The 19,470-nt window shown below is 61.8% G+C and carries 18 protein-coding genes, 3 tRNA genes and 1 pseudogene; 15 read left to right on the top strand and 7 right to left on the bottom strand.

Going from position 1 to position 19,470, the window contains the following annotated elements:
* Positions 1-3: 3 nt before the first annotated feature.
* Together BLQ10_RS13160 and BLQ10_RS13155 are read right to left on the bottom strand one after the other, a co-directional pair.
* Positions 4-1,008 (bottom strand): DMT family transporter, encoded by a 1,005-nt coding sequence (locus BLQ10_RS13160; RefSeq protein ID WP_091562733.1) that lies wholly within the window; start codon positions 1,006-1,008, stop codon positions 4-6.
* A gap of 98 nt (positions 1,009-1,106) precedes the next feature.
* Positions 1,107-1,988: an ArgP/LysG family DNA-binding transcriptional regulator gene (locus BLQ10_RS13155; RefSeq protein ID WP_091562732.1), complete on the bottom strand. Its 882-nt coding sequence runs from the start codon at positions 1,986-1,988 to the stop codon at positions 1,107-1,109.
* A 65-nt stretch (positions 1,989-2,053) separates the two neighbouring features.
* Between BLQ10_RS13155 and BLQ10_RS13150 the strand changes: the two genes are divergently transcribed.
* Together BLQ10_RS13150 and BLQ10_RS13145 are read left to right on the top strand one after the other, a co-directional pair.
* Positions 2,054-2,659, top strand: coding sequence for a LysE/ArgO family amino acid transporter (locus BLQ10_RS13150; protein ID WP_175558612.1), 606 nt, complete (start codon positions 2,054-2,056; stop codon positions 2,657-2,659).
* Positions 2,660-2,788: 129 nt separating this feature from the next.
* A complete protein-coding gene (locus tag BLQ10_RS13145) occupies positions 2,789-3,352 on the top strand; it encodes a methyltransferase family protein (protein ID WP_091562728.1) in 564 nt (187 codons plus the stop codon).
* Between the two features lie 40 nt (positions 3,353-3,392).
* Here BLQ10_RS13145 and BLQ10_RS13140 read toward each other — a convergent pair whose 3' ends face one another.
* A complete protein-coding gene (locus tag BLQ10_RS13140) occupies positions 3,393-4,412 on the bottom strand; it encodes a PHP domain-containing protein (protein ID WP_091562725.1) in 1,020 nt (339 codons plus the stop codon).
* 165 nt (positions 4,413-4,577) lie between these two features.
* On the opposite strand from BLQ10_RS13140, the gene BLQ10_RS13135 reads away from it, so the two are divergent.
* From BLQ10_RS13135 to BLQ10_RS22960, 8 genes are all read left to right on the top strand, one after another.
* Positions 4,578-4,650: transfer RNA gene (locus tag BLQ10_RS13135), tRNA-Glu, on the top strand.
* 114 nt (positions 4,651-4,764) lie between these two features.
* Positions 4,765-4,838, top strand: a tRNA-Asp gene (locus BLQ10_RS13130).
* A gap of 48 nt (positions 4,839-4,886) precedes the next feature.
* Positions 4,887-4,962, top strand: a tRNA-Phe gene (locus BLQ10_RS13125).
* Between the two features lie 452 nt (positions 4,963-5,414).
* Entirely contained in the window at positions 5,415-5,684 is a 270-nt protein-coding gene (locus tag BLQ10_RS13120; protein ID WP_139164238.1) for a hypothetical protein, read from the top strand.
* A 205-nt stretch (positions 5,685-5,889) separates the two neighbouring features.
* Positions 5,890-6,033, top strand: coding sequence for a hypothetical protein (locus BLQ10_RS22405; protein WP_175558611.1), 144 nt, complete (start codon positions 5,890-5,892; stop codon positions 6,031-6,033).
* 119 nt (positions 6,034-6,152) lie between these two features.
* A complete protein-coding gene (locus tag BLQ10_RS13115) occupies positions 6,153-6,368 on the top strand; it encodes a helix-turn-helix domain-containing protein (protein WP_139164237.1) in 216 nt (71 codons plus the stop codon).
* 538 nt (positions 6,369-6,906) lie between these two features.
* Positions 6,907-7,257, top strand: coding sequence for a hypothetical protein (locus tag BLQ10_RS13110; protein WP_091562719.1), 351 nt, complete (start codon positions 6,907-6,909; stop codon positions 7,255-7,257).
* A gap of 1,036 nt (positions 7,258-8,293) precedes the next feature.
* Positions 8,294-9,598, top strand: coding sequence for a hypothetical protein (locus BLQ10_RS22960; RefSeq protein WP_091562716.1), 1,305 nt, complete (start codon positions 8,294-8,296; stop codon positions 9,596-9,598).
* Positions 9,599-9,650: 52 nt separating this feature from the next.
* On the opposite strand, the gene BLQ10_RS22780 is transcribed toward BLQ10_RS22960, so the two are convergent.
* From BLQ10_RS22780 to BLQ10_RS13095, 3 genes and pseudogenes are all read right to left on the bottom strand, one after another.
* Positions 9,651-9,872, bottom strand: coding sequence for a helix-turn-helix domain-containing protein (locus tag BLQ10_RS22780; RefSeq protein ID WP_254785557.1), 222 nt, complete (start codon positions 9,870-9,872; stop codon positions 9,651-9,653).
* Positions 9,867-10,188, bottom strand: a pseudogene (locus tag BLQ10_RS22775) (recombinase family protein); the annotation flags it as partial. The pseudogene BLQ10_RS22775 and the gene BLQ10_RS22780, both read right to left, overlap by 6 nt.
* A 94-nt stretch (positions 10,189-10,282) precedes the next feature.
* Positions 10,283-11,512 (bottom strand): hypothetical protein, encoded by a 1,230-nt coding sequence (locus BLQ10_RS13095; protein WP_139164236.1) that lies wholly within the window; start codon positions 11,510-11,512, stop codon positions 10,283-10,285.
* 939 nt (positions 11,513-12,451) lie between these two features.
* Here BLQ10_RS13095 and BLQ10_RS13090 point away from each other — a divergent pair.
* From BLQ10_RS13090 to BLQ10_RS23105, 4 genes are all read left to right on the top strand, one after another.
* Positions 12,452-12,709: a mersacidin/lichenicidin family type 2 lantibiotic gene (locus BLQ10_RS13090; RefSeq protein WP_091562712.1), complete on the top strand. Its 258-nt coding sequence runs from the start codon at positions 12,452-12,454 to the stop codon at positions 12,707-12,709.
* A 157-nt stretch (positions 12,710-12,866) separates the two neighbouring features.
* On the top strand, positions 12,867-16,034 hold the full coding sequence (locus BLQ10_RS13085) for a type 2 lanthipeptide synthetase LanM family protein (RefSeq protein WP_091562709.1): 3,168 nt from the start codon (positions 12,867-12,869) through the stop codon (positions 16,032-16,034).
* A 242-nt stretch (positions 16,035-16,276) separates the two neighbouring features.
* Complete coding sequence (locus BLQ10_RS13080; RefSeq protein ID WP_091562707.1) at positions 16,277-16,924, top strand: recombinase family protein; 648 nt, start codon at positions 16,277-16,279, stop codon at positions 16,922-16,924.
* Complete coding sequence (locus BLQ10_RS23105; RefSeq protein WP_368086518.1) at positions 16,824-17,057, top strand: ParB family protein; 234 nt, start codon at positions 16,824-16,826, stop codon at positions 17,055-17,057. Before BLQ10_RS13080 ends, BLQ10_RS23105 begins: the two co-directional genes overlap by 101 nt.
* Before the next feature lie 212 nt (positions 17,058-17,269).
* On the opposite strand, the gene BLQ10_RS13075 is transcribed toward BLQ10_RS23105, so the two are convergent.
* A complete protein-coding gene (locus BLQ10_RS13075; RefSeq protein WP_091562704.1) occupies positions 17,270-18,565 on the bottom strand; it encodes an ISL3 family transposase in 1,296 nt (431 codons plus the stop codon).
* Between the two features lie 463 nt (positions 18,566-19,028).
* Between BLQ10_RS13075 and BLQ10_RS13070 the strand changes: the two genes are divergently transcribed.
* A complete protein-coding gene (locus tag BLQ10_RS13070; protein WP_217635818.1) occupies positions 19,029-19,427 on the top strand; it encodes an NYN domain-containing protein in 399 nt (132 codons plus the stop codon).
* Positions 19,428-19,470 lie beyond the last annotated feature (43 nt).

Raw genomic sequence — 19,470 nt, 5'->3', positions numbered from 1 at the left:
ACTCTAACGGGACCGGCGCCGGGTCAGCCCCACGCCCACAAGGCAGATCACGCCGCCCACCAGGCCCCAGATGGTCGGAATCTCGCCCAGGACCAGCCAGGAGATCAGGATCGTGGTGCCCGGAACCAGATAGGTGGTGGCGGCGAGGCGCCCCGCGTCAATGAGGGAGAGCGCGTAGGCCCATGTGGTGAACGCGATCGCAGTGGGGAAGATGCCCAAGTAGACCAGGCCCAGCGTGGCCGGCAGGGGAGCGGCCTGCAGCTCGGTGATCAACTGGCCGCTGAAGGGCAGGCAGCAGACGGCGCCCACCATGATGCCGAACCATGTGGCCTGGGCTGCCGGGAACTTGCGGAGCACCGGCTTTTGGACGATCACGCTCACTGCGGCCAGCCCGGCCGCGAGCAGGCACAGCAGCACGCCGGCCACGTCCGCCGACGACCGCTGGCCGGAACCAAGCGCAATCACGGCCACGCCGCCAAAGGCGATCAGGCTGCCGATGATCAGCCAGCGCGGGAAGCCCTCTTTCAGGATCACGCCGGCCATCACGGCGACCAGGATGGGGTTGACGTTGATCAGCAGGGCGGCCGTGCCGGCGTCGAGCATGTGCTCGGCGGCGTTCAGGGCCACGTTGTAGCCGCCGAACCACATGACGCCGTACGCCAGGATGGGCCACCATTCGCGGCCCCGGGGCAGCCCCCTGAGCTTCGGCACCACCAGCAGGCCCAGCACGACGGCGGCAACTGACAGGCGGCCGAGCGTCAGGGAGCCCGGGGAGAAGCTCGGGCCCACGGCCCGGATGCCCACGAACGCAGAGGCCCACAGGACCACGGTGACGACGACGGCGGCGATGCCGAGCCTGCTGATCGGGGCCGGTTGTCCGGCGCCGCTCGGATGCGGCGGGCGGTTCGGCTGGGCGGGGGCGGGGGTGGCCGCCTGGGAGGGCACTTCATGGGTGCCGGCCGGCTGGGTGTGGTCCGGACTGGGTGAGCCTGTTTTGGTTGTTGCCATGCTGCCAATCTAGCCGTTCCCGCACGGTCAGTACTGGCGGAAATCGGTCACGTCTCCGCGGTTTACCGCCAAAGATGCCGCCACGATGCCGGAAGGCCTCAGCGGAGGACTCGCGCCGCCGTCCGGACAGCGTCCGCGACTTCGGTCAGCGCCGCCGAGCCGCGCCGCCACTGCTGCCAGTAGAGGGCGACGTCCACGTGCGCGCCGGCAGAGAGCGTCTCGAGCCTGCCACTGTCGAGGTCTTCGCCGATTTCGATCTCAGGCATCATGCCCCAGCCCATGCCCCAGCGGATGGCATCGCCAAACTCCTGGGCCGCCGGCACATAGTGGCGCGGCGGCTGCAGGGCTGCGCGGCTGAACCGGCGCAACCAGCGGTCCTGCAAATCGTCCTTGCGGTCAAAGACCACGACGGGAGCCGCGGCCAGCGTCGCGGCGCTTACCCCGTCCCCAAACCAGCGGCGGGTGAAGTCCGGAGCGCACACCGGAAAATAGCGCATGATGCCCAGCTTGCTGGACGCGCAGCCGGGCACGGGCTTGGCTGTCTCCGTGATGGCGGCGGCGGCGGCGCCGGCGCGCAGCAGGTCCAAGGAGTGCTCCTGGTCTTCGCGCAGGATCTCCAGCTGGACGTTTTCACTGGCCGCCGCGAGGCCGGCCAACGCCCAGGTGTGCAAGGAGTCGCTGTTGATCACCAGCGTCAGGCGCGTTCCCCCGCGGGGCTGCTCGGGCTGCAGTTCCTCGGCCAGGTCCGCGGAGAGCAATTCCAACTGCCGGGCGAACCGCACCACGGCTTCGCCGGGCTCCGTAAGCCCGGGCGGCCGCGCGCGGGTCAGGACCGGCCGGCCGACGGCGGTCTCCAGGGCCCGGACACGCTGGCTGATGGCCGAGGGGGTCACGGACAGGTGGGCGGCGGCGGCGTCGAAGCTGCCGTGTGCCACGATCGCGGCCAGCGTCCTGGCCTGCTCGGGACTAATTTCCATCATTAGTCCATCTTATGTATCGGTAGAAACTTTAACTGGCTTCATCTTCGGCGGCCCCCTACCGTGGAATGGTGATCCTCCCCCTTTTCTCCGGCCTCTCCGCCGGGCTGTCCCTCATCGTTGCCATCGGCGCGCAGAACGCTTTTGTCCTCCGCCAGGGCATCCAGCGCTCCCATGTGGTCATGGTGGTGGCAGTCTGCGCGGTGTCGGACCTCGTGCTGATCCTGCTCGGCGTCGCGGGCATCGGTGTCGTCCTGGACCGGGCGCCGGCTGCCCTCGTGGTGATCCGGTGGGTCGGGGCCGCGTTCCTCCTCGTCTACGGAGCGCTCGCGGCCTGGCGCGCCGTCCGGGGGGAACAATTGGAGAATCCCGGCGACAAACCGGCCGGTGGCCGGGCCGCCGTGCTGGGCACCTGCCTGGCCTTCACCTGGCTGAACCCCCACGTCTATTTGGACACGGTGTTGCTGCTCGGGTCCCTCGCCGCCGCCCAGGGCGAAGCCGGCCGCTGGTGGTTCGCCGCCGGGGCCGGCCTGGGAAGCATTGCCTGGTTCACCGCCCTCGGGGCGGGGGCGCGTTTCCTGACGTCCCTGTTCCGGCGCCGGGCGGCCTGGCGGGTGCTCGACGCCGGAATCGCCGTCGTGATGGTCACCCTTGCCGTGCTGTTGCTTGCCTGAGCGCCGCGACTGCCTGCCGTTCCGCCGGCGCACGGTGCGGGGGAAGACCAAGCTGATCCAGAGCCGGCCCTCAGGGCAGGGGCCGGTAGGCCCTTGTCCGCTGAACGTGGCGGGATAACGATTGCTGGTATGACCGCATCCCCAGTTTCGGCCCGCGAAAGACAGCGTGCAGCCATCGGTACAGCCGTCTTTGCGGCTGCCCCCGCAACGGCCGCCGGCGTGGTGCCGTGGCTTCTGACCCGCTGGAAAGTGGAGGCTCCGGTCCCCGGCGGGATGCCTGCGCAGATCACCGGCGCCCTGCTGATCGGCGCGGGGGCGGCGGTGATCGCGAACTCCTTTGTGCATTTCGCCGTGGAGGGCATCGGGACCCCCGCGCCTTTTGCCCCGCCCAAGCAGCTGGTGGTTGGCGGGCTCTACCGGTACGTGCGGAATCCGATGTACGTGTCCATTGCCGCGGCCATCGCCGGGCAGGGACTCCTGCTGGGCCAGCCGAAGCTCTTTGTGGCACTGGGCATCGGCGCCGTCCCGGTGGTGGCCTTCGTCCGGCTGTACGAGGAGCCGACACTGACCCGGAAGTTCGGTGCGGCCTACGAGGAGTACCGCCGCAACGTCCCGCGCTGGCTGCCCAGGCTCACGCCGTGGCGGCCCGAGGGTCCGGAACCGTCCCGGGCTAGGCTGTCGGCGGAGGGCTAGGGCCGGGGCTCGGCCGGGGCTAGGGCCGGGGCTCGGCCCGCTACTTCCCGCGTCCGGACCACTCCAGCAGCCGGTCCAGCGGCCAGGTGGTGACAATTCGCTCGGCGGGCACGCCGTTCGCGGCCGCGCGCTCGGCGCCGTACTGCAGGAAATCCAGCTGGCCCGGTGCGTGGGCGTCACTGTCGATGCTGAAGAGGCAGCCGGCTTCGAGGGCCAGCCGGATCAGCTCGTCCGGCGGATCCTGCCGTTCGGGGCGGGAATTGATTTCGACGGCCACATCATTCTCGGCGCACGCCGCGAACACGCGTTCGGCGTCGAACTCGGACTGCGGCCGGGTTCCCCTCGACCCCTGCAACAGCCGGCCGGTGCAGTGGCCGAGGACGTTCATATGCGGATCGTTGATGGCGCCCAGCATTCTCTCGGTCATGGTGCGCCGGTCGGAACGGAGCTTCGAGTGTACGCTCGCCACCACGATGTCCAGCTGCTCCAGCATGTCCGGGGACTGGTCCAGGGTGCCGTCCTCCAGGATGTCCACCTCGATCCCGGCCAGGAGGCGGAAGTCCTCGCCGTTCCCGTTGATATCCGCAACAACGGCCAGCTGTTCCCGAAGGCGTTCGGCGCTCAGGCCGTTGGCGATCTTGAGGCTGGGAGAGTGGTCCGTCAGGGCGAGGTAGTCCCGGCCCAGGGTCCGGGCGGCGTCAGCCATGAGTCCGATCGGGGACCCGCCGTCGGACCAGTCGCTGTGGCTGTGCAGGTCCCCTCGGAGGGCGGAGCGCAGTTCGAGGCCGCCGGTGGCGAGGGGCTGCTGTCCGCGTTGCCGCAGGCCCTCAAGGTAGTCGGGTACGCCGCCGTCGACCGCCTGCCTGATGACTTCGAAAGTTCTGTCCCCGATCCCCTTCATGCTCTTCAGCCTGCCGTTGCGGGCCCGCGCTGCGACCTCGTCCGGGTCCAAGGCGCCGATAATCCCAGCTGCCTTTCGGAACGCCTGAATCTTGAACGTGGGGGCGAGCTCGCGTTCCAGCCAGAACGCAATCTCATTGAGGGCATCAACGGCATCCATTCGTCCATCTTGCACCCACCTTGCACCCGTGCGGGGCCGATTTTGGATAATCCGGGGGTCTGCCCTTATAGTTTTATAGTCCAGTTCGGAGGAACCCGAAGGACAAAAATGACAGGCTTCGGCCCTTAATTTTTGCCCTGAAATGTTCAACCGGATGGCGTCCTGGCCCCCATCGTCTAGCGGCCTAGGACACCGCCCTTTCACGGCGGCGGCACGGGTTCGAATCCCGTTGGGGGTACGCAAGGAACTGGTCAAACCGGATGGAAAAGTCTGGTAGGCTAAAGGCCTTGAAAATTTGCGGTAGCGATACCGCAAGCAGCAAGAATGCGCAGTACAAGCAATAAACAAGCAAGGCCCTGTAGCGCAGTTGGTTAGCGCGCCGCCCTGTCACGGCGGAGGTCGCGGGTTCAAGTCCCGTCAGGGTCGCTCTGATTGCCGGAAGAAATTTCGGCCGTCAAGGTGGCATGTCACCTAGGCTCTGTAGCTCAGTTGGTAGAGCGTTCGACTGAAAATCGAAAGGTCACCGGATCGACGCCGGTCGGAGCCACCAGCTAGGACCCCGTAGTTCCCAGTGTTTACACGGGACTGCGGGGTTTTTTCGTTGCCTGATGGACATGACCATTCAGGCTCGATCAGCCAGAATCAGCCAAGTTATGAGACAGGCCTCTGGTATTCCCTTGGTAGAAGGGGACACTGGCAGAAGGCCGCCGGCGTAGAAGACGAGAGGCCCGGCCGATTGCGTTCCGTGGCGTTGGTCTGACCCCCCGGCTGGACTTGGGGGGATATCGACATGACCAAACACATTCCGCTCAAGGCCAACCTTAAGCTCGCAAAGGCGGGGCTGGCGGCAGCCACTTCCTGTTGTTGGAGTCGTAGTGGTTGATGAGAGAGCGACTCATAATCGTCTTCTCGTCATGGCGTTTCCTCCAAGGGTCGATTCGGTGGGTAGTGTTTGCCTCACGCCGGGCACGGTGCCGGGCGCAGACGAAGGGGGATGTCGATTTGTCATCTGTGATTGTTGGTTTCAGCGACGGCCGCAATGAGGTCTACGAGCACGAGACGGATCAGTACGCGTATAAGGTGCTGGCCTCTGGGGTTCTGCTGCTACTCAAATTTGAAGATCCGACATGGACGGTCCTCTTTGAATTCTCGCCGGCGGCCTGGTTCGAGGTGCAGGGCACGCGGTTCGTTGGCGAGACCGAACGACTTGAGGGGTTCTTCGGCAAGGCAAGCAGGGCCCGGGCAAAAAGCGGTCGGCTCATTGTGTCCTAGCGAGCGGTCAGTGACGTCCGGTAGCTGAGGTTCTTCCGTTCGTTGTCTTCGCGCCAGGCTTGAACTCTGACTGCTTGGCGCGAAGCTGCGCCTGGGCCTGCGTGGCTTGCGGGCCGGCGGCGGCGTGCAGGGCTGCCCGCCCAGCAATTCAGCCGGCCTGGGTAGCTCCTTCGCCTTTGCCATGGCCTCCAGCTAGGGTCCTGGAATGGTGAAGATAGATGTGGAAGCGGTCGGCCGGATGCTCGACGAGATGTTGGCGCCGCCGGCACCAGTGATCCGCCGCTCCGAATTCGAGGAGACGGAACCGGACTACGAATTCCTTGCCCCCGAGGCTCGGCGGCTTCGCTGACCCACTCTCGCCATGTCTGCTGAAGATTGGGTGAGGAGCCCGGCGGAACATTGGGGAGCCTCGCCGAGCGGACCGCGGAACACCGTGCCGGGGACGTAGACCCGGGTAAGTTCGGGCGCATGAGCAACCCACCCAGCGGACGTGAACCGGACATGACCGCCCTGGCCGCCGCGGACACCCTTTCTCTCCACCCCGAGACGGTCCGGATCCTGGCACGGTCTGGTGCCTTCCCGAACGCCTACAAGACAGGTACAGGCGGGCCGTCGGCGCGGATCCGCATCCCGTGGGCGGACGTGGAGGACTACCGCCAGCTGCAGCCGCGGGCGGCCGAGTAGCGTGGCTCTCTCCACATCCCCCGTACGCCACCGTGAAGCAAGTGGCGGCTGCCCTCAACCTGCATCCGGAGACTGTCCGGGCGCTGGCGCGCTCAAGAGCGTTCCCCCGTGCCGTCATGCGGGGCAGGGGATCGCCGATCGCTATCCCGTGGGCTGACGTCGAGGCCTGCCTCGCAAGAACCCGCCCGAGTGCTGACGATGCCACAGCTCGCGAAGTGGCCGCCGCCCTGTCCCTGCACACGTCCACCGTTGCGGCGTTGGTTGCGGCGGGCGTGTTCCCCAACGCGTACAGGGCGGAGTCCGGCCGGACATCCAGAGTCCGGATTCCCTGGGGAGACATAGAGAATTTCCGGAAGAATCAGCCGCGGTTGAACGCGTAGTGATCGAGTGACCCCGGCGCCTCCGCCCCACGACACGCAGCGTCGTATGCGGCCCTCGTCGGCCGCCTACTCCGGGGCTGCCGGCGCCGCCTTTCTCCCGAGCGGTTAGGATACAGGCGAAGTCGCCGCTGGGGCGGCACTGACTTGGGGGATTCACCATGACCGATATTCTGCACGCGCTGAGGGCCGTTCTGGGAGAACCAGGCGACCGCGACGCCCACGGCTTCAGCAACGTCACTTCCGCGGTTTCCACCAGCCGGCCCATCACCATCACGGACGCCGCGGGCAAGATCGTCTACACGAAGCAGACCGAGGACACCGAGAAGGCTGCCGACAACCACATCCGGAACGCCGGCTTCCGCCGGGTGGGCCCGTGGGTCGATGGCGTGGCCACGGTAGAGCTCGTCCCGCTCGGAGCGAAACTCAAGAAACCCCTCATCGCGTTAGCCGTCTTGGCATTGGCTATCGCCGGAGTCTCCAACTTCGTTGCCCGTTTCGCCCACAAGTAAGCCAAGCGTCAGAAGGGCCGTAAGGATGGAGCCTGCGGCGGCCCACCATGCGGCATGGGCAGCAGATTCGGCTACCTCGGCGGAGCGTCTGGCAAGTTCTTCGGGAGTCATGGCTTCATCCTGCCCTAGACCACCGGCCAACTCCGCAACCCTGCATGAACGTAGAACGGGTGAAAGCATTTCCTTGAACGGCAGCCCGGCCATCCGGCGGGATAAGCCAACCCGGGGCATATGTCGGCCGCTGGGGTTGAGCGGCCAGAACGCCGAATCAGGATGATGCAGCGTAGCTAGTCAGAATCCGAAGTCGGTATCAAAGGTGGCCAACGGCCGTTGCGGACCTTTTTTGACGTCGGATTAGGGCATACCCCAAACGGGCGTCAGGCAGGGCCAGCTCTCAAGTCAGGTCAGGGTGGTGTGCCGTATTTGTTGACACGCGTCGCCGGTTGTCTTAAAGCTCAGCCTGGCACGCGACAGACGCGTTGATCGCCAGAGAACTGGTAATCGTCAGTCGCGGAACCAGCCTTGATGATAAGCAGAGACGCCTCGACGTAACCAGCCGCCGTTGACGGCTTCTGAGTAGGAAGGAATCAGCGAATATGAGGCCCTAGACGGAGATATATCACGTCCCGTTTCGCGGCTTGGCTGCGCTGGACGTCGGTTCGGGAAGATTGAGGGGTCGCCAGGCGGGTGCCACCGGCGTCGTAGGAGCAGCGAAGATGTCCGTACTGCCCCTTTTCGCTACTGAGGCGCAGGTACGCCGCTAGTACCTTCGCCGCCGCTGTCGCATCGGCCATGGCGGTATGCGCGTCACCTGCCTCGATGCTGAGCCTCTTGCACACATCTGCGAGTGTGGGGGGCTGGTCGGGATGGAAATGTTTGCTGAGCTTCATATTGGAAGCATCTGGGGAGGGACGTGAGGGATGCCAACCCAGGCCTCGGATCAGTAATACCGAAAGAACATAAAGGTAGTATCAAACCGATATAAGCGGCGCTCTGCGGAAGTGGACCCACACAGAGGTATGGAACCAAGGCCAGTATGACTGCAGATGCGCGTCCCCGAACGTTTAGAGACCTTGGTCAGACCTTGGTCAACGAGTGGAAAACCGTTCTCATAAGCGTCGCCGCCGGTGCTGCTCTCATTGTCGTCATGGCAATCCTGGCAAACATCGGCGACCAAACCGTTAAAGCCTTCATTGTTCAGCAGACAGAGCAGAGGGTGCAGTCGTATCTCGGAAAGCTTTTTGTCAGCCCAGCGGTAGGTGGAATTGCGGCGTTCATGGCAGCGGCCGTCACAGCCCTTGTTCTACTCGCGCAACTGCGGCACACGAAGGCAAAGGACCGGGAAGCTAACTGGTGGGAGAGATACGAGTGGATAACAGAACGAGCATTCCCATCAAAAACTGAGAACAACGGCAACGCCGTCTCGGAGGAGTTCGCACGGACTCTACTGAATCAGCTGCAGAGTGAGGCGATCACCCACCTTCAAGAGAAGGCATGTGCAAACTTCATGTCGCTCGTTGTGCGGAAAGAAAATTTGGCGCTAGAAAGTGGCGGGGCTGAAGATCAGCTCACGGACGTTTCGGTGGAGGAGCCGGGTGACCAGCCGGGTGGGGTGCAAGCGGACGTTTCGGTGGAGGAGCCGGGTGACCAGCCGGGTGGGGTGCAAGCGGACGTTTCGGTGGAGGAGCCGGGTGACCAGCCGGGTGGGGTGCAAGCGGACGTTTCGGTGGAGGAGCCGGGTGACCAGCCGGGTGGGGTGCAAGCGGACGCACCGGTGAGTGTTCCGGACCGTGCTGCTAAGTCGTCAAACACTTCCTTTGACGCTGGGGCTATCCGTGCGGCGAAAAATGGCTGGGCTTCACAGCGCGCGTTTGAGGCATTGCATGAGTATGTGGAGAGCACTCAAGGTAAGGCAAGCAGCTCGCCAGAGGCTGAGGTCTTTGTCCTTCGACACCAGATCGCGACAGAACTGACAAGGGCGGGTATAAGCGCTGCCCTACAGATGAATCACCCTGACGGTAACGCTGACGGGATCACCATTAAACGCGGCCGCGGCAGATACACCATCGTCGCGCTGCCCTGGGATAAGGACAGGGCACTGAAGCGCGTGGCAGAACTGACTCGGCAAGGACGTCCTGTCCTAGCAATATCCCCTACGTGGTCGCCCTCCTTGAGCGAGTCGAGGAAGCTCGATGCATCCACCGAAAAAGTCTGGGTAAAGTCTTGGAACCCAGATGCGGGTGCAGACGATCTCATCCGAAAGATCAATGCCTTTTTGAAACATCTGGAGCGCGTAGGGCTAATGGAAAAGACGCTCCCGTACAGAGCCGTGCAGGATTAGCTTCTGTATGAGCCATGAGTCGGCCCGCGAAGCTTGGAGCATTCATGGCGATCTATTCTGGCGCGGCGCGGGGAGGTAGATGCCTATACAGGGTCGTGCGTTTCAGGCCCGTTTTTGCCGTTATCTGACTGATCGTGGAACCGCTGGCCCGGAGCAGGGCAGCGTGTTCGAGCGTGTCAGCATCGACTACGGACGGCCGCCCGGTGCGCCGGCCGTTCGCGGTGGCTACAGCCCGGGCGTGCGCCGCGCGTTCGGCAGCGTAGGTGCGTTCCATCTGTCCGACGAGGGCCAGCATGAGGAACGCCAGCTGGCTCATGGGCCCGCCCGGCTCAGCGATGTTGATGGCGAGGGGATCGGCGAGAGTCCGCACGCCGATGCCACGTTCTTTGAGGTCGTGGACCAAGTTTAGTGTGTCCCGCACGGTCCGGCCCAGCCGGTCCAGGGTGTGGACCACGCACGTCTCCCGCTCGGGCGTGGGTCAAAGCCGCCTGGAGCCCTGGGCGGGCGGTGGAGGCTCCGGACTTCTTGTCCACGTGGATGCGGGCGGGATCAACGCCAGCGGCCGCTAGGGCGTCTAACCGTCGGGTCAGATCTTGTTTCGCTGTTGTCAGTTTCAGAAGCCAACTGCACTAAACGTCAGAAGTCATATGCACTGGGCCCAAGCCTGTTGCCCGGCGATCCTAGTTAGTAGTTGTCTGCGCCGCGACCGACGACGGGTGCTGAATCCAGGACAAAATCTTGCACGTCGAAGAGCAAGGAGCAATCAGCCATGTAGTCGTCCGTCATCTGATGGTAGCTTTCGACTCCCATGGACAAATGATGAACCGCATCGTTTCTCCGTCTGTTGAACAGGTTAAGACGGCCTATGAGGCTCGCGGGAAAACCACGGTCCGCCACAAGGCCAACAGTCTGTCCGAAAGTGAGTCTTTCTTTGGCTGCGAATGAGTAGTCGTGATGGACGATAAGCCAGTTCCTAAGCTCAACCTCAATGAGAGCTGCATCAATTGATATCACTTCCAGCAGATGTTGCCTGTCAGCTGCATCGTTGCGGATGTGACGCATCAAGTTCGTGTTCTCGATGCCCTTTTTCTCATCAACGTACCCCGACTGGGCCGAATTTCCGATGAGGCGTCCGCCGCCGGTCAGGTCAAAGTACTCGGCGAGCTCTTCCGACGTCAGACTCTGCTTATTCTTCAGTTCCCGTGCACGGTCCCGCTTTTTAACGCGCCGCGTGATGTCCTGTCTTTCGGCTTCTGTCAGGGCGCACTGTGCCGCGAGGTCTATGGCGTCAAGCCCCTGAATCCCGCTAATTGGTTCACCGCGCCCAAGAGTTAGGAGCCCGCTATTTGAGTTGACGGGCTGCTGACCAAGGCCGTGATGTGTGATTACTAGACAACGGTCCCCAGGCTGTGCTGAGTCGAAGGCACGTTGCAGCGCACCCTGAAGTGTCTCCGCAAACGTGCCGGGCTTAGAGCGGCCAAAAACCGGTAGTCCTGAAACTCTCAGACCATTTGTGACTACCTGTTTGGCAATTCGTTCCCCCATTGCGGAAGCAAATAGCACCGATTTTCCGCAGGCCTGTAGGTGCAAAACTACTTCTCTCAGCCCTGCCCGCGGAGACAGATCAGTTTCGATTGCCCATGCCAGTTCTAGCTCATCGAGCGCATCAGCGACCTGTGGCGCTGCGGTCGAGGCATACTCGGTAATGCTCTTGGCCAACGAGAGGGTGTCCCGCATTCCCAGTGCATGCAGCGAAACATTGACCCCAGCCTCCCTCAAGGCCATGGCCAACCGCTCGGGGTTGACCCTGCGCTCCCACGGGGCGTCAGCGGTCAGAAGGCCTTCGACAACGAACACAACTACGTTGGAGTCCCGTGCGAAATCTGGAACTTCTTCGGAATACGGTTTTCTCAATTTGTCTCCTGAAACACGAATTCATCCATCCTAGACTGGGCAAGTTTCCTAAATAGCCGCTGTCTCAGTTCCTAGGCAGTGGAACGCCAGGATTGGTCCTTCGGAATGCGGCGACTCGCGCCGGCGTTCCTGTTCCTCAGCTAAGTTCAATGAAGTTGTTCCACGAAAACGTGCAGAACAACTTCGGGGATACTCGTCGTGTTCCCAGATTGCCACCGCAGTGTCAGGCGCCGTCCACATCCTGGCCGCACCTCAGTCTCACAAACGCTGCTTTGAGGAGACGGCGACGGTGTGCGGAGAACAGGCGGGAGTTTGGTCCGTCGGACGGACCGATACCGCTAGGCTTCCTCATTGGGCGGGGCGTCCAGGGCGATGGTGAGCTGTTCTTCGGCCGGCAGTTCGTTGTAGGTGTAGGCGGCTATGGCCATCGGTGAGGCGGAACGGCGCAGGGCATACCGGACACTGTGGTCGATTCGACGAATTCACACGCTTCCCCATTATGAAGTCGTTCCCCTCGCGGCCGCGAACCACGATCCGGTCGGGCAGGTCGCGTGGAGGTGCGGCCGTCCGATTGGGTGAAGTCGAACCAGGGAAGCCCGGTGGCTTCCATTAAGTAGTTATTCAGTTGCCCGTACTTAGCCGTGCCCTGCTTCCAGACGACATCGTGCAGGTGGCGCCGGCCCTCCCGGATCACCTTGCCTCATTCGCCTCGGTATGTCCGAACATCTTTCGGGCCGGGGCACAGCTTTCGGCCAACAGCGAGAGTCGTCCACGTCTGGCCGCGGATGCATCCAGGCCAACGGCCCGGACGCAATTTTTCGAGCCGTAACGGCCCAGTAACGGCGGCGTCGTTATATAGGGCTGAGGACGCAATCGCCGGAGGCGAGGCGGATACCCAAGGCAATCAATGACCGCAAGCAGACCGACAAGGAGAGCATCATGGACAAGCCTGAGAACACGCAGGAGTTAAAGGAAGACGGGCTGTTAGTGCGAGCCATCATCAGGGCTTGGAAGGATGATGAGTACAAGAAGAGTCTTCCAGAGGACCTAGCTCGCCTGGTACCTGAGAATCCCGCGGGAGTAGTGGACATGCTCGCTGGTGAACTCGGACTGGATCCGGAGGTATCAGCTGTTCCATCCACTTACGGGACTAAGTGCTCTGAAGGCTGGCGCTGTCTGTCTGTTTCAAAATGTTAGGCATCACAACCTGCTTGGCAGCCGAACCCGCTCAGTGGCCTAGCCGGGGCTGAGGGGACTATTGCCAGCACAATCCGGGCAATCAGAGATTTTGGGCGGGACGTTGTTCACTTACACACCTGACGACCATTGGAATCGAATCACAGGCTGGGGCGGAATGCCACTCGCCGTAATTATTGAGCAGATTCCGTCTCATTGGGAACAAATGGATGAGCATGACCGGGCGGTCAAGAGGCTGGAAGCGTGGAAAGAGCAAGAGCCGTTCCGAGGCCGTGCAGATCTATTTGCGTACCGACTAAGCTGCGCCGGTGTTTCTGAAGGCACTCTTAGACGCTGGAACTTGGATGAAATTGCGGGAAAAGGCAACGGCGGCTCAGCGCCTTGGGTCGGGCAGTTACGGCAGATCTACGCAACCCAGAGCAATGCGTCCTCGAAAGTTATCGAGGAACCAAGAACCACGTTGCGCCGCCAATTATTGTCACCGATTTTGCCAATAATAGAGAATGTCCAGGCATCCGTAAACGCTCATATCGAACACAGTCGACGTATGCGTCGGGGTTTCGAAGTATTGTCGTCAGCGTTATCTAGCTCTGAAGGATCTCTTGACCAACGGCTAGCGCGAATTATTGCCAGGACCATCGCCCTAGAGTTGGGGGCGGCAAGAATCCAAGGACAGCTCTACGGTGGCACGAGCCAAGCCAGATTCCTCTACTTCATCAACGACCTCACAAAGCCGCAGAGTATCGGTCGCCTATTCGACGAGTATCCCGTTCTCGCTCACCAATGCCTTCGAGCCGCCCAGCAATGGCGAGATGCTACAATTCTTCTCTTAACTCGATTATCCAGTGACTACGAAATGCTGTGCCTAAAGTACGGAGACCTCGGAGATTTGCAGGATTTCCGCCCTGAAGTTGGTGACAGGCACAACGACGGACAGTCCGTATGCATTTTGCAATTCACCAATAATATATCGATGGTATATAAACCACGCGCCATTGCCATCGAGAAACATTTTTATGAATTTATCCACTGGCTCAATGAAGCGGGTGTTAATCCGCAATACCGTGTACTCGAGCTTGTTGACCGGGAGACATATGGCTGGTCGGAATTCGTGCACCATTCGCCATGTACCGATACTGATCAACTAGCGAGATTTTTCAGGAGACAGGGTGGTTACTTGGCGATACTCCATTCGCTTCTCGGGTCAGACTTACACCTGCAAAACGTCATCGCTTCGGGCGAGCATCCCATGCTCGTAGATCTTGAGGGGCTCTTCCACGTGCCTTACGCCTTTGCGAATGGTCACGATCATGTCACTGCGATTGGCAAAATCTTGCGGGAATCTGTCCTGATTCAGGGGATGTTACCTTCGTGCATCATGGACGACCGCTTTCCTGAGGATGATCTCAGTGGGATCACAGGGTCTGCCGCACAACACACCTCCAGGACTGCGCCCGAACTAGTCGGAATCGGAACAGATCATATGCACGTAATTCGTGAAATCGCCTCGTTGGACCAATCGATAAATCGGCCTGTCTTCGACGGTTCCGAGGTCGACGCAGCGGCCTACCGCAGTGAAATCACGGATGGTTTTGGTGGGATATATGACGTGATGCTCCGAAATAAGAAGGAACTGTCAGATCCTAGGGGTCCGTTGTCTGGATTTCGCTCAGACGAGGTAAGACGAATCTTGCGACCTACCGAAGCGTACGCATCTCTCCTTGACGAATCCTTTCATCCAAACCTGCTGAGGGAATCCTTGGATCGCGAGAGGCTGTTCGACCGGCTTTGGTGCCTAGGGGCTGATGATTCACTTTTCCGCTCTGTCGTGCCGTTAGAGTCGGCCGACCTCTGGAATGGAGATATTCCGCATTTTACGGCCCGTGTTAATTCGCGTGCTCTGAACTGGCGTGAGCAGCAAGTCCAACCGGAATTCTTTACTGAGTCCGGATTTGAGCGGGCTCTATCAAAGGCGCGTCGAATGACCTGTCGCGATCGCACTTTGCAGCAGTGGCTGATTCGCGCGGCCATTCCCCCTAACGTCCGTAATAGTAGCGGTCGAGGGTCGTCGATAGGCTTGCAGGGCGCGGGAAGATACGACGTCACTCGTAACAATCTTGGGGACATTGCGCTAGAGACCGTGGAGAGTATCGCCCACTACTTAGGCGAACTGTCACTGGAAGGAGATAATGGCTTAACTTGGATATGCGTCAAAGCCAACAGCGACGATCGAAACGTGATCTCTGAGCTCGCCCTTGACCTTTACGACGGGTTACCCGGTCTAGCGTTGTTCTTCGGATACACGAGTCTGCTGCTGGACTGCCCCTGGATCGATCAACTAGCAGATGAGACAGCTGAAGCGGTTCTCCGAGCTGTGCACCGGGAAGCTGATTTGCCTCCGAGCATCGGAGGGTTCTCGGGGCTTGGGGGACTGATTTATTGCCTATCATGCCTCGCGGTGCTGCAGCGAGACGAAAGATTTGCTGTCGCAGCCAAAAGACTGGCCGATTCAGTATCCGATAAGATCGGAGACGATGAGGAGTTCGACCTGATCCACGGCAGTGCGGGCTGCGTCCTAGGCTTATTGGCCCTTAATAACGTCGCGCCAGCTGAGAGTTTGATCCAAACAGCTACGGTGTGCGCGGACCACCTTTTGGAGAGTGCCATGAGGGACACGGCTGGGATCTCATGGATCACCAGCAGCGGGCCCGGGTTCGCCCTGACTGGCGCCGCCCACGGCTCGGCCGGTGTGGCGTTGTCACTCCTAAGGTTGTACGGCATCTCGCGCCTGCAGCGTCATAGATCGGCAGCCTTGGCTACGATCTCCTGGGAGCGTAATCAAGTTCGTTCAATGGCGCAGGCCGCATTAACGAGCGAACTGCGTGCGACACCGGGAAGCGCCGTAGCAAATGCTAATCGAGCAGCGTGGTGTCATGGGCCTGTCGGAATTGGAGTGACACGGCTGCAGGTGCCACACCAAACCGCCTTCGACGAGTTCCAGGAAGAAGTTGACCGTGCGATGCAGGCTGCGGCGTGCGGAGACGAGTCGACAGATGTGAGCTTGTGTCACGGTACCGCCGGTGTTGCCGACCTCGTCATCGAGGCAGGAGAAAAGATTGGCTGGAGCAGGGGGCAACTAAAGAAGGTGATAGCCGGATTGCTGGTTCCGCCAGGATACGATGTCGGCGAGTATTCCGATGACCGGAATGTGCTTTGCCCCGGACTCATGACCGGACTTGCCGGGGTAGGGTATGAGCTCCTGCGCGTGGCAGCTCCGAGGACCGTTCCATCCGTCCTCGTGTTGGCTCCGCCTAGTATTAAGTAACTCCGTCAGGACGCCGCCACTTACGTCCAACAGTCGCACCGCGGGAAGCCAAGAGTCCGGCCGGCCGGTGCGGACTCCGCGTCCTGATAAACGATCGATTAATGAGACAGTCGGGCCGCGTTGCCTGGGACTTCAGGACTTCCCGTCGCGACACGGACGCCCGACGTCTCGTAATGCCGTCCAACAACAGATAGTCACAAAACTGCAAATTGTTCGGCATTAAGAGAACGGGGAGACAGCCAATGGCTGTGATCGGGTACGCGAGGGTTTCCACCACGGAACAAAACCTTGATCTGCAGCTCGCTGCACTCAAGTCCGCCGGCGCAGCCCGGACCTTTGCCGACAATGGCGTCAGCGGATCAATGGTGGAACGTCCTCAGTTGTCCAAGGCGCTGGACCGGCTGGAGGCCGGCGATGTGCTCACCGTGTGGAAGCTTGACCGCCTGGGTCCGAACACCCGGCACGTCCTGGACGTCATCGAGGGCATCAAGGAACGGGGAGCTGGCTTCCGTTCCCCGACGGAAGGTCTGGACACAACTGGGCCCATGGGGACCGCGATGTTAACGATTATGGCCGCGTTCGCGCAGCTGGAGCGCGACACGATGATCGAACGCACCAGAGCAGGTCTCACGGCGGCCGCGGCTAACAACCGCCACGGCGGCAGGCCACGCAAAGTCGATGACGCTGCCGCTGCCAGGGTCCGGGAGCTCAAAAGAAAAGGAATCAGCGCCTCTGACATTGGCAAGATGCTTGGAGTTTCCCGCGCAACGGTCTGCCGATACCTTCTAGATGCGACTCCGTCCAAAGCGGTTGACGGTGAGTATCCCCGCCGCGCTGCGGAACCGGGCGCGGGCCGCGTACCGGGCGACCAGCTACGCCGAAGGGGATAACACCTGGAGTCACTTCGCGGCGAAGGCGATCGAAGCAGAGACGGCCCGTCGCGAAGCCGAGCATAACGAGGGCGAGATATACCCGTCCTGGGGCGAAAACCTTCCAGTGGGCAGGCGGCTCAAAGACAGCTGAAGCGGCACGGCCTGATCCCCTTCCACGGCTGGGCAGGTGTGGGTTGGAAGACGGCGCCGACCATGAGGCCGTGCAGGTACGGCTGGGCGCCCCCAGAGACGAGGCGACGCTGCGGCTTGCGGGGACCGCGAAAGCGCGCAAGATATGGGAGCCTCCGGTCCAGCCAAAGTGGCTCTTCAAGGTTCGTGGGGAAATGGATTCCCGGATGAGTGTCATGCCGCCGTCCGGACGGCACTTCGCATGAGAATAACCGATTTGTAGTTGGCGGGGTTGCGGTAGCCGCGGGCGGTTCGTTTGATGTGTTTGATGCCGGTGTTGTTTGCCTCGACCTTGCCGGTGGTGGCGCCGGTGACGATGAGGACTTCGATCTCGTTCCACCATCGGCACACGGTGCGGTAGAGCTTGTTGGTCTCCGGCCGTTCGGCAGCTTCCACGAGCATCTTCAGTTCCTCTTTTGCGGCGGCGGCGGCGTCGGCAAGAGAACTCGTTCGCAGCAGTATCCGCAGCTGTTCCTTGACCTTCCACACGGCCTGCAGCTTACCGGTAGCGTCATCGGCGGCGAAGACCTCGGCCAGGCGGCGTGCCGCGTTCCCGGTGAGTGTGTCGCCGGCTCGCAGGAGCAGCATCCGGTGGGCCCAGGCCTTGTCGATCCCGCGGCCGCGGCGGCCCTTGACCTGCTGGGACAGGTTCTGCCGGGCCTCGGTCACGGCCTGGTTGGCCAGGGAGACCAGGTGGAAGTGGTCAACGGCCACGGCGGTGCGGGGCAGCCACATCCTCAGGGCTTTCCGGAACGCCGCCGACGGGTCGATCGCGACGACTTGGACGCCGAGTCGCCACTGAAGCGGGCGGGCGAAGAGCCAGTCCCCGACTCCCTTGTGGTCCCGGCCGTCCACGATCCCCAGGACCTGGCCGGTGTCCAGGTCAACGATGGTCGTCATCCATGGCTCATGCCTGACCCACGACGTGGAGTCAGGGCCGCGGAAGTAGCGCACGGACCGGAACCGGTGTTCGTCGATGCCGAGCATCCGCGGGCTGAGCTCATCCACCTCCGGCAGCGTGAGAAAACAGGCCTCGGTCAGCGCGGCGCGGACCATCCACCAGGAGACCGCGAACGCTGCAGCAGTCTCGGACACGGCCCGGCCGGAATTGATGACGGCATCAACGACCTGGTCCCGGAGCCGGGCGGTGGAGCGGGCACGGCGCGGGACCTGGGCGGTGGATTCGAAGAACGAGAGCCGGGCACACTTGCGTTCCTCGCAGTGCCAGCGGTACTTGGACCAGAGGACCTCCACTGCGCCGGCGACGGGGATGTCCCGGATCCGCTGGAAGCGCCGCTCCTTGCGCCGCGATGCCACGACACCGCAGCTGGGGCAGCCCGGTGGCTGGTCGGTTTCGACAATGACCCGGCGCCTGCCGTCGTCCAGAACGGTGGCGGAGATGACGCGGTAGTCGGGCAGGTTGAAGATACTGGTGGCAGCGTCAGCCGCCGCAACGATAGGCTCAGTCAAGGCTCGTGGTCCTGTTCTTGGTTGAATGCTAGACACACTCATCCCAGCAGGGCCACGGGCCCCTTTTTTAGCTACGACACGAAATCAATTCCCCACGAACCGTGAAGAGCCGCCAAAGTCCTGCATAAGTGCCTTGACTCCCAGGGCTTGGAGCAGGAGAGGGGCTTGTCGCGGCTTCGGGCCTGCCTTTTGGCTGGCCTCACTCCTTATAAGCAGGTCGCGCTTTCGCGGGCGATGTTTGTGAACAGCATGATTACTCCTCTTCCTGTTTATTAGATAAACACTTGACACGCATCCTCATCCAGTAATAGCCTCTGATAGTGAGTGAAAATGTGATTCACAGGGGTCGGAGGGTAATGTAATGTTTACATCCGCGGCGGTTGCGCTCCCGCTCAAGAAGCGCGTTATGCGGGGCCGTCGCCTCGTGCTAGTAGACATCGAGAACGTCGTGGGAGGAGCCGTAATGTTGGTTGAGCAGGCTGCGAATGCTCATGTGGCCATCGCTGAGGCCGTTTCCCTGGTGGGGGGCGAGCAAGTCGTCATTGGCACTAGTCATTTCGGCGTGATGGCCACGGGACTTGGCTGGCGCGGGCCGCGGATCTTGGCGCGGTCCGGCCGGAATGGTGCGGACATGGCCCTTCTCGAAGTTCTGACGGAGGAGCACGTCGAGGAGCGGTTTGATGAGGTCGTACTCGTTTCCGGCGACGGCATTTTCAGCGAAGCGGTCGCTGCGCTCGGAACAGCGGGAGTCAACGTCACCGTTGTAGCACTGGCAGGTCACTGCTCGAAGCGGTTGCGTATGGCAGCCAGCTGTACTGTTTTCCTCAACTACGGTGCGGCCGAAGTCGACGGTGCGGCTTGATTCAGAACCGAAACCAAGGTCTGGTTTCTCCAAGCGACATCGC

The organism is Arthrobacter sp. ok362, assembly GCF_900102785.1.
Taxonomy (GTDB): Bacteria; Actinomycetota; Actinomycetes; order Actinomycetales; family Micrococcaceae; genus Arthrobacter.
Note: the sequence above shows the minus strand (reverse complement) of the source record. Positions and strands in the feature narration are given on the sequence as shown.

Bases quoted from the DNA above. Each gene is read 5' to 3' on its own strand.
- BLQ10_RS13115 (WP_139164237.1), top strand. From the start codon at position 6,153: ATGAGCAACCCACCCAGCGGACGTGAACCGGACATGACCGCCCTGGCC.
- BLQ10_RS23105 (WP_368086518.1), top strand. From the start codon at position 16,824: ATGCGACTCCGTCCAAAGCGGTTGACGGTGAGTATCCCCGCCGCGCTG.
- BLQ10_RS13110 (WP_091562719.1), top strand. From the start codon at position 6,907: ATGACCGATATTCTGCACGCGCTGAGGGCCGTTCTGGGAGAACCAGGC.
- BLQ10_RS22780 (WP_254785557.1), bottom strand. From the start codon at position 9,872: ATGGAACGCACCTACGCTGCCGAACGCGCGGCGCACGCCCGGGCTGTA.
- BLQ10_RS13150 (WP_175558612.1), top strand. From the start codon at position 2,054: ATGGTGATCCTCCCCCTTTTCTCCGGCCTCTCCGCCGGGCTGTCCCTC.
- BLQ10_RS13145 (WP_091562728.1), top strand. From the start codon at position 2,789: ATGACCGCATCCCCAGTTTCGGCCCGCGAAAGACAGCGTGCAGCCATC.
- BLQ10_RS22960 (WP_091562716.1), top strand. From the start codon at position 8,294: ATGACTGCAGATGCGCGTCCCCGAACGTTTAGAGACCTTGGTCAGACC.
- BLQ10_RS13085 (WP_091562709.1), top strand. From the start codon at position 12,867: ATGCCACTCGCCGTAATTATTGAGCAGATTCCGTCTCATTGGGAACAA.
- BLQ10_RS22405 (WP_175558611.1), top strand. From the start codon at position 5,890: ATGGTGAAGATAGATGTGGAAGCGGTCGGCCGGATGCTCGACGAGATG.
- BLQ10_RS13160 (WP_091562733.1), bottom strand. From the start codon at position 1,008: ATGGCAACAACCAAAACAGGCTCACCCAGTCCGGACCACACCCAGCCG.
- BLQ10_RS13155 (WP_091562732.1), bottom strand. From the start codon at position 1,988: ATGATGGAAATTAGTCCCGAGCAGGCCAGGACGCTGGCCGCGATCGTG.
- BLQ10_RS13090 (WP_091562712.1), top strand. From the start codon at position 12,452: ATGGACAAGCCTGAGAACACGCAGGAGTTAAAGGAAGACGGGCTGTTA.
- BLQ10_RS13140 (WP_091562725.1), bottom strand. From the start codon at position 4,412: ATGGATGCCGTTGATGCCCTCAATGAGATTGCGTTCTGGCTGGAACGC.
- BLQ10_RS13080 (WP_091562707.1), top strand. From the start codon at position 16,277: ATGGCTGTGATCGGGTACGCGAGGGTTTCCACCACGGAACAAAACCTT.
- BLQ10_RS13070 (WP_217635818.1), top strand. From the start codon at position 19,029: ATGTTGGTTGAGCAGGCTGCGAATGCTCATGTGGCCATCGCTGAGGCC.